This is a genomic window from Planococcus sp. SSTMD024 (assembly GCF_041320495.1).
Classification (GTDB): domain Bacteria; phylum Bacillota; class Bacilli; order Bacillales_A; family Planococcaceae; genus Planococcus.
The window spans coordinates 1-11988 of sequence record NZ_JBGGNS010000007.1 but is presented as its reverse complement, the minus strand read 5'-3'; the positions used below and the strand labels follow the sequence as shown (position 1 = coordinate 11988).

15 protein-coding genes and 8 tRNA genes are annotated in these 11988 nt (G+C 48.1%); 22 read left to right on the top strand and 1 reads right to left on the bottom strand.

What is annotated here, in order from left to right:
• The gene (locus AB9R92_RS01765) at positions 1 to 615 is read right to left on the bottom strand and encodes a rhomboid family intramembrane serine protease (protein ID WP_370667818.1); all 615 of its coding nucleotides are present in this window, start codon (positions 613 to 615) and stop codon (positions 1 to 3) included.
• 68 nt (positions 616 to 683) lie between these two features.
• On the opposite strand from AB9R92_RS01765, the gene acpS reads away from it, so the two are divergent.
• From acpS to AB9R92_RS01655, 22 genes are all read left to right on the top strand, one after another.
• Positions 684 to 1037: a holo-ACP synthase gene (acpS, locus tag AB9R92_RS01760; protein ID WP_370667817.1), complete on the top strand. Its 354-nt coding sequence runs from the start codon at positions 684 to 686 to the stop codon at positions 1035 to 1037.
• 16 nt (positions 1038 to 1053) lie between these two features.
• The gene (gene alr, locus AB9R92_RS01755) at positions 1054 to 2202 is read left to right on the top strand and encodes an alanine racemase (RefSeq protein WP_370667816.1); all 1149 of its coding nucleotides are present in this window, start codon (positions 1054 to 1056) and stop codon (positions 2200 to 2202) included.
• A 44-nt stretch (positions 2203 to 2246) separates the two neighbouring features.
• Positions 2247 to 2531, top strand: coding sequence for a hypothetical protein (locus AB9R92_RS01750; protein ID WP_058381777.1), 285 nt, complete (start codon positions 2247 to 2249; stop codon positions 2529 to 2531).
• A 4-nt stretch (positions 2532 to 2535) separates the two neighbouring features.
• Positions 2536 to 2886 (top strand): type II toxin-antitoxin system PemK/MazF family toxin, encoded by a 351-nt coding sequence (locus tag AB9R92_RS01745; RefSeq protein WP_058381776.1) that lies wholly within the window; start codon positions 2536 to 2538, stop codon positions 2884 to 2886.
• Between the two features lie 178 nt (positions 2887 to 3064).
• The gene (locus tag AB9R92_RS01740; RefSeq protein WP_370667815.1) at positions 3065 to 3895 is read left to right on the top strand and encodes an RsbT co-antagonist protein RsbRA; all 831 of its coding nucleotides are present in this window, start codon (positions 3065 to 3067) and stop codon (positions 3893 to 3895) included.
• On the top strand, positions 3892 to 4254 hold the full coding sequence (locus AB9R92_RS01735) for an STAS domain-containing protein (RefSeq protein WP_058381774.1): 363 nt from the start codon (positions 3892 to 3894) through the stop codon (positions 4252 to 4254). Before AB9R92_RS01740 ends, AB9R92_RS01735 begins: the two co-directional genes overlap by 4 nt.
• Positions 4255 to 4256: 2 nt before the next feature.
• Entirely contained in the window at positions 4257 to 4658 is a 402-nt protein-coding gene (locus tag AB9R92_RS01730) for an anti-sigma regulatory factor (protein ID WP_058381773.1), read from the top strand.
• 12 nt (positions 4659 to 4670) lie between these two features.
• Positions 4671 to 5672: a PP2C family protein-serine/threonine phosphatase gene (locus AB9R92_RS01725; protein ID WP_370667814.1), complete on the top strand. Its 1002-nt coding sequence runs from the start codon at positions 4671 to 4673 to the stop codon at positions 5670 to 5672.
• A gap of 95 nt (positions 5673 to 5767) precedes the next feature.
• The gene (locus AB9R92_RS01720) at positions 5768 to 6100 is read left to right on the top strand and encodes an anti-sigma factor antagonist (RefSeq protein WP_370667813.1); all 333 of its coding nucleotides are present in this window, start codon (positions 5768 to 5770) and stop codon (positions 6098 to 6100) included.
• Positions 6101 to 6102: 2 nt separating this feature from the next.
• Positions 6103 to 6573 carry an anti-sigma B factor RsbW gene (gene rsbW, locus AB9R92_RS01715; RefSeq protein WP_058381770.1) on the top strand — a complete coding sequence of 157 codons (471 nt, stop codon included), beginning with the start codon at positions 6103 to 6105 and terminating at the stop codon, positions 6571 to 6573.
• Positions 6551 to 7333 carry an RNA polymerase sigma factor SigB gene (gene sigB / locus AB9R92_RS01710; RefSeq protein WP_058381769.1) on the top strand — a complete coding sequence of 261 codons (783 nt, stop codon included), beginning with the start codon at positions 6551 to 6553 and terminating at the stop codon, positions 7331 to 7333. Before rsbW ends, sigB begins: the two co-directional genes overlap by 23 nt.
• Complete coding sequence (locus AB9R92_RS01705) at positions 7333 to 7932, top strand: PP2C family serine/threonine-protein phosphatase (RefSeq protein ID WP_121300975.1); 600 nt, start codon at positions 7333 to 7335, stop codon at positions 7930 to 7932. Before sigB ends, AB9R92_RS01705 begins: the two co-directional genes overlap by 1 nt.
• Before the next feature lie 101 nt (positions 7933 to 8033).
• Positions 8034 to 10214 (top strand): Tex family protein, encoded by a 2181-nt coding sequence (locus AB9R92_RS01700; protein ID WP_370667812.1) that lies wholly within the window; start codon positions 8034 to 8036, stop codon positions 10212 to 10214.
• Between the two features lies 1 nt (position 10215).
• Complete coding sequence (locus tag AB9R92_RS01695) at positions 10216 to 10680, top strand: SprT family protein (RefSeq protein ID WP_370667811.1); 465 nt, start codon at positions 10216 to 10218, stop codon at positions 10678 to 10680.
• Between the two features lie 376 nt (positions 10681 to 11056).
• Positions 11057 to 11131 (top strand) — tRNA-Asn (locus AB9R92_RS01690).
• 7 nt (positions 11132 to 11138) lie between these two features.
• Positions 11139 to 11213, top strand: a tRNA-Glu gene (locus AB9R92_RS01685).
• Between the two features lie 69 nt (positions 11214 to 11282).
• A tRNA-Met gene (locus AB9R92_RS01680) sits at positions 11283 to 11359 on the top strand.
• Positions 11360 to 11362: 3 nt separating this feature from the next.
• A tRNA-Asp gene (locus tag AB9R92_RS01675) sits at positions 11363 to 11438 on the top strand.
• Positions 11439 to 11447: 9 nt separating this feature from the next.
• Positions 11448 to 11522, top strand: a tRNA-Gln gene (locus AB9R92_RS01670).
• Between the two features lie 101 nt (positions 11523 to 11623).
• Positions 11624 to 11709, top strand: a tRNA-Leu gene (locus AB9R92_RS01665).
• Between the two features lie 17 nt (positions 11710 to 11726).
• A tRNA-Arg gene (locus AB9R92_RS01660) sits at positions 11727 to 11803 on the top strand.
• Between the two features lie 16 nt (positions 11804 to 11819).
• Positions 11820 to 11893, top strand: a tRNA-Gly gene (locus AB9R92_RS01655).
• Positions 11894 to 11988 lie beyond the last annotated feature (95 nt).

The window sequence follows — 11988 nt, the reverse complement described above, 5'->3', positions numbered from 1 at the left end:
TCAGCGGCGGTTTTTAGCGCGCCAGCTGACGATGCGTTTCGGGTGGAAATAGCTGAGCCCGATCAGGAATCCGGTGATCATCCCGGCGATGTGGGCCGTGACATTGATGTTTGGCGTCACGAATGTCATGACTATACTAATGACGATGATCGGGAGTATAATTTGTTTGAGCTGCGGCAATGCGCGGCCGCCGTAATAGACGAGGGCGCCGAATGCGCCGAAGATGCCGAATATCGCGCCGCTTGCCCCGACATGTAAATAATCGAGTGGCTGCAGGAAGTACGTCGCGGCCGATGCGAAAAGGCCGGCCAGCATATAGATCGTGATAAAACGCACCTTGCCGGTCAAACGCTCAAGTTCCGGACCGAACAGGAACAGCGAAAACATATTGAACAGCAAATGCATAAGTCCGCCGTGCAGGAAAATCGGCGTCACAAAGCGCCACCACTCGCCGTTTGCGATATGGAAGTTCGACCCGACGCCATAAAAATAAATGTATTCGCCGAGCATCGGCAAAAATGTCAGCAAATGAATGAAAACATTCAACGCGATCAAAGTCGACACGACCGGATACATTCTTAAGTACTGTGAAAAACTTTCTCTTCTGATAAACAATAAGGTCACCTCAATTTCATAGCTTTATTATACCCGTTACCCATTTGCGAATGAAAGGAGAAACCTTTATGATAACAGGAATCGGTCTTGATATTGTCGAGCTGGAAAGAATCCGCAAGCTTGATGAAAGATCTTCGAAATTCCGCGAGCGCGTCCTGACCGAATCGGAGCTAGCCGAGTATCTTCTATTGAAGAATAAACGCAAAACCGAATTTTTGGCAGGGCGCTTTGCAGCGAAAGAAGCATTCGCCAAAGCTCGCGGTACCGGAATTGGCGCAGCATGCCCTTTTTCGGATATGGAAATCAAAAAAGATGAAAACGGCAAACCCGGCATGTTTTTCCGCGGTGTGGAATGCGGGTTCGTTTCAATCACCCATTCAAAAGAATTTGCCGCCGCGCAAGTTGTTTTGCAAACCGAATGAACAGGATGTGTAGAATATGGAAATGTTTCGACCGACAAAAGCAGTGATCAATTTAGAAGCGATCCGGAATAATCTCGCGGCTTTTCAAAAACGGGCTGGCGACGCCGAAGTGATCGCGGTCGTCAAAGCGGACGGCTATGGCCACGGGGCAGAAGAAATTGCCCGCACGGCTATTGATTGCGGCGTCCGTACGCTGGCAGTCGCCACGCCAGACGAAGCGCTGTTGCTTCGCCGGGCGGGAATTGAACAGGACATCCTCGTAATGGGAGCAGTGCCTGCTGCATTCGTACCTGTCGCGCAGCGTGAAAATATCACCGTCACCGCCCTGTCGCTTGAGTGGATCGAGGTGGCTGAGAAAGCGGCCGCTCCAGGACAGCCGCTGCAAGTGCATTTGAAAGTCGACACCGGAATGGGGCGCCTCGGTATACAGCCCGGGGAAGCAAAGACGGCATTTGCCAAACTGGCTTCGGAAAGTTTTTCGTTCGATGGCATCTTTACGCATTTTGCGGCAGCAGACGATGAAGATCTCACGCTTTTTGAGCAGCAAGTCGAGCGGATGAACGGCGTATTGGAGCAATTGCCGGAACGGGTCATGGTTCATGTGTCAAACAGCGCCGCGGCGCTTATGCATCCGTCCGTTGCATGCGATGCGGTTCGGATCGGCATTTCACTTTATGGCATCGCGCCGTCTCCTTACGTTGGCGAACATTCGCCGATTGCGCTTGAGCCGGCACTTGGCTTGGAAACGGAAATCGTCCACATCAAGAAAGTGCAGCCGGGTGCGACAATCAGCTACGGCGCGACGTACCGGAGTGAACAGGAAGAATGGATCGCTACGCTTCCTGTCGGTTATGCGGACGGCATGCTGCGCGGTTTGCAAGGGCAGGAAGTGCTGGTGCGTGGCGAGCGTGTGCCGATCGTCGGGCGCATCTGCATGGACCAATGCATGGTCCGCTTGACGGAGCAGCTGCCAGTCGGAGAGCCAGTCCAGTTGATCGGCCGCCAAGGGGACGGGGAAATCTTAATCGATGAATGGGCCGAAAAGCTGGGCACAATCCCCTATGAGATCCCTTGTATTTTGACGAAGCGGGTTCCGCGCGTCTATGTGAATGGCACCAAAAATGCCGGATCGCCTTTTCAGTCGAACGATTCAATGGTAAGATGAGAAGGTAAACTAGACAGAGATCGGGATTTTCGGAGGTGTCGGCTGTGTACGAGAAGTCAAAGACGAAAGAAGTGGTAGTCAAGTTGCCGAAACAATTCATGTCGGAACTTACTGCCCATTCAGATGAACGCATTGAGGAGAACGGTGAATTCATCTATGTATCCACTCAACGGGTAACAAAAAATGTCTACGATTCATATCATATTCGGGAAGCGATGATCAAGGGCTACGTGGAAATGTCGCAGATCAACCTGTCGATTGCCTGCGAATGTTCGCACGCTGAGTACGAAGCGGAGCACACGACAGTGCAACTCGTAAGCGGAGGGTGACAACTTGATTGTAAAACGCGGGGATGTTTTTTTCGCAGAATTATCACCGGTCGTCGGGTCTGAGCAAGGCGGGACCCGACCGGTCTTGGTGATACAAAACGATATCGGGAACCGATTTAGCCCAACAGTGATCATTGCGGCGATCACCGCCCAGATCCAGAAAGCCAAATTACCGACCCACGTGGAAATCAATGCCAAGAAATACGGCTTTGAGCGTGATTCTGTTATTTTGCTTGAGCAATTGCGGACGATTGATAAATCGCGTTTGACTGATAAGATCACACAGCTGGACGATGCGTTGATGGAGAAGGTGGATGAAGCCTTGGAAATCAGTGTCGGACTTGTAAAATTTTAGCATACATACTCCATGGTAATGCCCCGGGATGGCTATTCTCGGGGTATTTTCGTATAGAAAATCATCATAATGGGACAGGTTCATCAAAAAAGATGTGAAATGCTTCGTTTTCCGATACAATGGATAGACAAGTATGAAATTGTGGCTGCTAGGGTCACCGGGAGGGTTTTACGACAAGATGAACAAACAAATGGCTACATATATACAAGAAAACATGACCGGCATCATTGCCGAATGGCAGCAAATGATGCGAGATGAAAAGGACGAACCTTCATTTCAGGTGATGTCGGAAGATATGGTGAACCAGACGAGCCGTGAATTCGCAGGACTGATGACTTCGAGTCTTCTCGAAAGCCATCAGGTCTACGAAAGCCGCTTGCAGGATTTTGCCGAGAAAGTGGTGCGCCTTGGCTGGTCCATCACGTTTATGACAAAAGCAATCGACCATTTTGCTGAGATCGTTTACGAAGGAATGCGTGATGCCGGCACGATCCATCCAAACAACATGGATGGATTTATCCATGAATTTGCAAATTGGGCCACGCCAATCCGCAACAGCATGATCGACACATACTCTAAAACCTGGGAGCGCACGGTCAGCTTGCAGAAGATTGCGTTGCAGGAACTGTCTGCTTCCCTGATCCCGGTGTTCGATAAGGTTTCTGTCATGCCGCTCGTTGGAACGATTGACACGGAACGGGCGAAATTAATTATGGAGAACCTGCTCGACGGTGTTGTTAAACATCGTGCGGAAGTGGTGCTGCTGGATATTACTGGCGTGCCGGTCGTCGATACGATGGTCGCCCATCACATTATCCAAGCTGCAGACGCAGTGCGTTTGGTCGGGGCAAAATGCATGCTCGTCGGCATACGCCCTGAAATTGCCCAGACAATCGTAACGCTCGGCATCAATTTGAACGACTTTACGACAACAAGCACATTGCAGCGCGGCGTAGAACAAGCGTTGGCTTGGACAAACCGAAAAATTGTGGAGGTTGAAGAAGTATGAATGTGAGAATCCCAATTCTAAAACTGAAAGATACATTAATCGTTTCGATCCAATGGGAACTGGATGACCAAACAGCTTTGCAGTTCCAGGAAGATCTTTTGACTAAATTGCATGAAACCAGTGCCCGCGGGGTGGTCATCGATTTGACGTCTATCGACTTTATTGATTCATTCATTGCCAAAGTACTGGGGGATGTCATCAGCATGTCCAGCCTGATGGGGGCAAGAGTGGTTATTACCGGTATCCAGCCGGCAGTTGCCATCACTTTGATCGAGCTCGGAATTCGACTTGAAGATGTTATGACGGCACTTGACCTAGAGAACGGCTTGGAGAAACTTCAACTGGAATTGGAGGCTTGAAGATGAGCGACCAATCCTCAGTGGAAATTTTAACAGAATGGGATATTGTAGCGGCACGGCAGCTTGGGCGCAATGTCGCCAAAGAACTCGGCTTCGGCACCGTGGACCAAGCGCGGATTACGACGGCCATCAGTGAGCTTGCCCGCAATATTTATTTATATGCCGGCCAGGGCAGGATTGAAATCCAGCAGCTGACCGAAAACGGCATGAAGGGAATCTTAATCATCGCGGCCGATAGCGGCCCGGGAATCCCGGATGTCAGAAAAGTAATGGAAGACGGTTTTACGACATCAGGAGGATTGGGTGCAGGCCTGCCAGGTGTCAAGCGCTTGATGGACGATTTCAAGATCGAAACGATCCAAGGCGAAGGGACAGATATACGGGCTACGAAGTGGCTCCGCTAGGGGGAACGCTAAATGCCTCAACATATTGAAGCACAGTATCAGGAAATTCTGAACGAATACGTAAAAAAGCAGACGGAACAAAATTTGTACGTCGGCCAAAATTTCAGCAGGCAACTGATTTTGGAGAACATTTCTCCGGAAGAAGTGATCAGTATGCACAAAGCAGCCATCCGGGAGCTCTATAGCGATCTCCCGGATGTTGTTTGGCATTCATTCGATTTTCTGATCGAAATGATGATCAATTATGGCTTGGCATTGCAGGAACGCCAAAGTTTGCTGAAGCGCCAGGAAGAGTTGAAAGTAGAGATGGACTTGGCGGCAAACGTGCAGGAAACTTTGCTCAAAACGAAATTGCCGTCGCTTGACGGGCTGGATATCGGCTTATTGTCGATTCCGGCCAAGAAGATGAACGGGGATTATATTTATTTTGTCAGTGATTATGATGGATACGCTGGGGTGGCCGTTGCCGATGTTATCGGCAAAGGCCTGCCGGCGGCTCTTTGCATGTCCATGATCAAATTCGGCATGGACAGCTTGAACAGCTCGCACGCCATGCCGAAAGACGTGCTCGGGGTCATTAACCGCATCGTGGAAAAAAGTGTCGATGATTCGATGTTCGTGTCGATGTTCTACGCAAATTACGATGCGGGGGCAGCCAAACTTACATACGGATCGGCTGGCCACGAGCCTGCCATTCTCTACCGCGCAGCTACAGGTGAATTTGATGAACTCGAAGCAAAAGGCTTGCTGCTCGGTGTTTCTCCGGCAGCAGTATACGAAGAGCATTCCGTCACCTTGGACAAAGGCGATATGGTCATCATGATGACGGACGGGGTGACCGAAGGCCGCACGGAAGAAGGCTTTATCGAGCGTGAGGTCATTTATAAATTGATTGAGCAAAAGAAGAACCAACCGGCTCAGGCAATTGTCCAACATGTCTATGATGAACTTGAACGAATGCAGAATGCAGAACTACAGGATGATTTCACTTTAGTGGTTTACAAGAAGGTTTAATTCGATGTTTAAAGCCATTGGGCAGCGGGTATGAAAGCTTAGAATGGCTTTTTTACAGCCGAATTGAATCATACAAAACGGGGTGTCATATAGAGATGAATATTCAAGTTAATTTGACAGAAAATGACAATAAATTAAAAGGCGATATTCACGGGGAAATCGATGCACATACAGCACCGGTACTCCGTGAAAAATTGGAAGCGTACCAGGGGCAGGAAGGCTTGAATGCCGAACTGGATTTATCCGGTGTCGATTACATGGATAGTACGGGCTTGGGTGTTTTTGTCGCGTTCTATAAATCGATCAATGCAAAGGGTGGCCATCTGAAACTGACTGGCCTTTCGAGCCGCTTGAAGCGCCTTTTCGATATTACAGGCCTAGGCGATATTATGGATATTGAAGCAGCAATCGGGAAGGGTGGGATTTAATCATGCGTCCTTTCGATTATGTAGAGATGCGCGTCCCGGCCAAATCCCAGTACGTAGGCGTTGCCCGTCTGACGATTTCAGGCCTTGCAAGCCGCATCGGTTTTTCATTTGATGATATTGAAGATTTGAAGATCGCTTCAAGTGAAGCGGTGACAAACGCTGTCCAGCACGCTTATTCTGAAGGTGAAGAAGGCGAAGTGGTCATCGGTTGCGCGTTATATGAAGATAAAATTGAAATCATGGTAGCCGACCACGGCCAAAGCTTCAACTTTGAAGAAACCAAGGCGAAAGTGGGCCCGTATCACGATCAGGAAGAGGGAGCGTTCCTGCGCGAAGGGGGTCTCGGCCTGTATTTGATCGAAACGCTTATGGATGAAGTGAAAGTGCATCATCAGGAAGGCGTTACTGTCTTTATGACCAAGCATGTTGAAGGAGAGCGGGTGGAAGAGGATGTCGAAACAATCTCATCCTAATCAGCCAACGAAAGAACAGGTACTGGAATGGATTGAAGCTTATCAAAAAACGGAGGATGAGGAAGCCCAGACAAACCTGGTCCTCAATTACCGCCGTCTCGTGGAATCGATTGCCCGTAAGTATTCAAATGGGAAATCCTACCACGAAGACATTGCACAAGTGGGCATGCTTGGCTTGCTCGGTGCAATCCGGCGTTATGACCCATCTTATGGCCGCAGTTTTGAAGCTTTCGCGGTACCGACCATCATCGGTGAAATCAAGCGCTTTTTGCGTGACAAAACATGGGCCATCCATGTCCCGCGCCGCATAAAAGAACTGGGGCCACGCATCAAAGCAACGGTTGAAGTGTTGACGACAGAGCTTCAGCGTTCTCCGCAAGTTTGGGAAATCGCTGAATATCTGGATGTTGACGAAGACGACGTTTTGGAAGCGATGGAGATGGGCAAAAGCTATCAAGCACTTTCCATGGACCATTCACTCGAGGCGGATTCGGACGGCAGTACGGTTACATTGTTTGATGTAGTCGGCCAAGAAGACGACGGATATGAAAAAGCGGATCAGCGCATGCTCGTGGCGGAAGCGATGAACGTCCTTTCCGATCGGGAAAAGCAGATCATCCAATACACCTACATAGAGCAGCTGAGCCAGAAGGAAGCGGGCGACCGCCTGGGAATTTCCCAGATGCACGTTTCACGCCTTCAACGAAAAGCCATTAAAAAGCTCCAGGAAGCCATTTTGGCTGCTGGCGGGGTTTCCTAGTGGAGGAAATTCGCCATGAAAATGTAGAAGCCTATGCCTACAACGCAGCAAAAAAAGGGAATTATGAATCCGGCGATAGTTATTTCACTGTATTGACGGATGAATACTTTATTTGCTCCGTAGCCGATGGTTTGGGAAGTGGTCCTGTGGCGCGCGAATCGTCACAGGTCATCCCGCAAATTTTGAAAGAATATCATCATGAGACAATCGATCAATTGATGAACCGCTTTAATGGATTAATGATGCAAAAACGTGGGGCAGCAGTCGCCATCTTTAAAGTGGATTTCAAGAAGCGCACTCTGGAATACAGTTGTGTAGGCAATATCCGTTTCTATCTTTATAGAAGAGAAACCGATGAAGTGATTTATCCACTACCTGTGATGGGCTATCTCTCGGGAAGGCCCCAAAAGCTGAAAACCCAGCTTTATACGTATTTGGAAAATGATTTGTTCCTGATTCACTCAGATGGCGTGGATTTACGTAATCCAAAAGCGATGATGAGAAGAGCGGGAGCGCCTAAACGTTTGTACGAAGATATTCTTGCATCCATTCAAACAGGTGACGATGCAACATTGATTTCAGGAAGCCTTCTTCACTAAGAAGAGGCTTCTTTTTTATGGTGTAAACGATATGGAAGAGGCTTGTTCCGCCGATTATCACTGGCATGTTAAAATAGAGAAGTAGAAAGGAAGTGCATAGAATGGATACTCAGCAATTGCACGCATTAATCGCCAAAGAAGCCGGCGTTAAACCGAACCAGGCAAAACAAGTCATTGAGCTGCTGGAAGACGGAAACACGGTGCCATTTATTGCCCGTTACCGAAAAGAAGCGACCGGTTCATTGGATGAAGTCCAAATTAAAGCGGTTGAAGACCGATATACATATATCCAGAATTTGGAACAAAGAAAAACTGATGTTATACGCTCGATCGAAGAACAACAACAACTGACCCCTGAGCTTGAAAAAGCCATAAAAGGAGCCACAGTTCTTCAACGTGTAGAAGATTTGTACCGTCCTTATAAACAAAAACGCCGCACAAAGGCGATCATCGCAAAAGAAAAAGGTCTCCAGGAACTGGCAGAGTGGCTTTTAAAACCAGGAAAAGAGCAGTTGCAGGCTGTTGCAGCCCGTTATATCAATAATGAAAAGGGTGTTGAAACTGCTGAAGAAGCAATTGCAGGAGCACAGGATATTTTAGCTGAGCTTTTTGCGGACGACCCTGAGATCCGTGAAAAAGCCCGTCGCTTGACTCGTGATAGTGGTCTGCTGGAGACAGCGGCCAAAAAAGGCCATGAAGATGAGAAACACGTCTTCCAAATGTATTATGAATACAGTGAAGCCATTAAAAAGATTGTCCCGCATCGTATTTTGGCTATTAACCGCGGTGAAAAAGAGGGTGTATTGAAAGTGACTGTCACGCCTCCAGTCGACCGGATTGTTCGTTTAATGAAAGACAAATGGATGAAATCAGGAAACCCTGCCGCCAAAGAAGTGGAAGAGGCCATTGGAGACAGCTATAAACGCCTAATCCAGCCATCCATTGAACGTGAAATCCGTACGGAACTAAGTGAAAAAGGTGAAACACAGGCGATACACATCTTTTCGGAAAACCTTCGCAATCTTTTATTACAGCCCCCGATGAAAGATAAAATGGTGCTCGGCATTGATCCGGCGTACCGAACGGGATGTAAATTAGCGGTGATTGATGCGACAGGGAAATTATTGGAAGTGGCGGTTATTTATCCGCATCCCCCAAAATCCGATCAAAAAGGCGCGAAGAAAACCTTGCAACGTCTAACCGACACCTACCCTATTGAAATCATGGCAATTGGAAATGGCACAGCATCACGTGAAACCGAGCAATTCGTAGCTGATTTCCTCGGCGAAACGGCAAAGAAAGCATCATATGTCATCGTCAATGAAGCAGGCGCAAGTGTGTACTCGGCTTCCGATGTAGCCCGGGCAGAGTTTCCGGACCTGCAAGTCGAAGAACGCAGTGCAGCTTCCATCGCCCGCCGTCTCCAAGACCCACTTTCAGAACTCGTGAAGATCGACCCGAAAGCGGTAGGCGTTGGACAATATCAACACGATGTCTCGCAAAAAAAGTTGGCAGACCAATTGACCTTCGTTGTCGAAACTGCGGTCAACCAAGTTGGCGTAAATGTTAACTCAGCCTCTGCTTCTCTGCTCCAATACGTCGCCGGACTCAGTAAGACCGTCGCCGAAAATATTATCAAAGTGAGAGACGAGAATGGCCGTTTCACTTCCCGAGTCCAATTAAAGAAAATTCCGCGCCTCGGTGCCAAGACTTATGAACAAGCTGTCGGTTTCCTGCGTATAACGGAAGGGAAGAACCCGCTCGATGCTACCGGCATTCATCCCGAAAGTTATGAAGCTGCTGAGAGGATCCTCAAGTTGATCGATGCAGACAAAAAAATGATCGGCCGCCCAGAAATTATCCCTAAGCTAGAAGACTTAGATCTAGAAGCGTTAAGCGTAGATTGGGAAATCGGAAAAGTGACTCTTAAGGACATCGTGGATGCGTTGAAGAAGCCATTCCGCGACCCGCGGGATGAGTTCCCTCAGCCCTTATTAAAGAGCGACGTCTTAAAGATGGAAGACTTAACTCCTGGAATGGAAGTGCAAGGCACGGTGCGCAATGTGGTCGACTTCGGAGCTTTTGTCGATATTGGCGTGAAACAGGACGGGTTGGTCCATATCTCTAAATTGAAAAAAGGATTTGTTAAACACCCGCTTGATGTTGTGGCAGTCGGAGATATCGTCACTGTATGGGTGGACCAGGTCGAAAAACAAAAAGGCCGGATCGCCTTGACGATGCTGCCGCCAAAAGAACAACAGCCCGATCTACAGGAGAGATAAGATGACGAACGAAGAATTGACCAAGATGATTGCAGAAATTTCCCGCGATGTCTTTGGCAAGCCGTTCCGCCATCAAGGCGTATTCAATAAGCGCCTCCGGACAACAGGTGGCCGTTACTTGCTGGGGTCGCATAACATTGAAATTAACCCGGCTTCTTATGAAAAGTTCGGCGGTGATGAACTGACAGGTATCATTAAGCATGAACTGTGCCATTACCATCTGCACCTTGAAGGAAAGGGATACAAACATCGGGACAAGGATTTCCGTAAGCTATTACAAGAAACCGGATCTCCGCGCTTTTGTTCTCTCCTTGCAGAGAAACGGCGGAAGTCAAATGGCTTTCATCTATATGAATGCATCTCCTGTAAAACAGAATTCCCAAGAAGGATCCGGATGAACACTGCCAAGTACAGATGTGGACGCTGCAGCGGAAAGTTGCGGATGAAAAGGGAAAAGAGTTTTTAATGTAGAGCCGCTTTTTTAAGCGGCTCTTTTTTGATGTCTAGCGACTTATAGTGAAGTCTTTTTAAATGAAAGTGAGCAAAAGAAAATACTGGCGATTCGTATACAATCGAAGAAGAGAAAGAATGGAACTGGGAAAGTCCAAGGGAAACGTCCGCCGTCATTTTAAATGAAGGTTCGGTTCTCTACTGTTCGTGATCTATTAACATAAGAGCTCTAGTGGCTAGCTAAATGCTCTGTGGGCTCAGGCAATTTGAAATGCAGATTACTAAACGAAATACAGAACTCAAATTAAAATATAAAATGATGAATAAAAAGTATTGACGATTCCACTTAGACTCTTTATAATAGAAAAAGTCGACAAGTACTTAAACATTATTCCGAAGTAGCTCAGTGGTAGAGCACCGCACTGTTAATGCGATGGTCGTAGGTTCGAGTCCTACCTTCGGAGCCATTTAATTGGCCCCTTGGTCAAGCGGTTAAGACACCGCCCTTTCACGGCGGTAACACGGGTTCGAATCCCGTAGGGGTCACCATACATATTATTGAATTACTTTTTCTAATATAATACTTATGTGCGATGCAATTGAAAATATTATTATTGTCGCGGGGTGGAGCAGTTCGGTAGCTCGTTGGGCTCATAACCCAAAGGTCGCAGGTTCAAATCCTGCCCCCGCAACCAAATGGTCCCGTGGTGTAGCGGTTAACATGCCTGCCTGTCACGCAGGAGATCGCCGGTTCGATCCCGGTCGGGACCGCCATTTTTTCAATGGGGTATAGCCAAGCGGTAAGGCAACGGGTTTTGATCCCGTCATGCCCTGGTTCGAATCCAGGTACCCCAGCCAATTTCAGGGTTACTGAGACGAACTTGAACTTAAAAGGATAGTCCTTGACAAAGAAGGGCAGAAGTTATATAATAGAATTTGTCTCAAAAAATATATTATTTGCGGTCGTGGCGGAATGGCAGACGCGCTAGGTTGAGGGCCTAGTGGGAGAAATCCCGTGGAAGTTCGACTCTTCTCGGCCGCACCATACATATTCAATTATTTGCGCCCGTAGCTCAATTGGATAGAGTACTTGACTACGAATCAAGCGGTTAGAGGTTCGAGTCCTCTCGGGCGCGCCATTTATCTTCTATATATGCGGGTGTAGTTTAGTGGTAAAACCTCAGCCTTCCAAGCTGATGATGAGGGTTCGATTCCCTTCACCCGCTCCATCATTATTTTGAACCTTGAAAACTGAACAGCAAAACGTCAACGAAAGACGTCACGAGCGCCTTGGCGCGCGAACGGCTTTTGCGAGGGTCGCCCT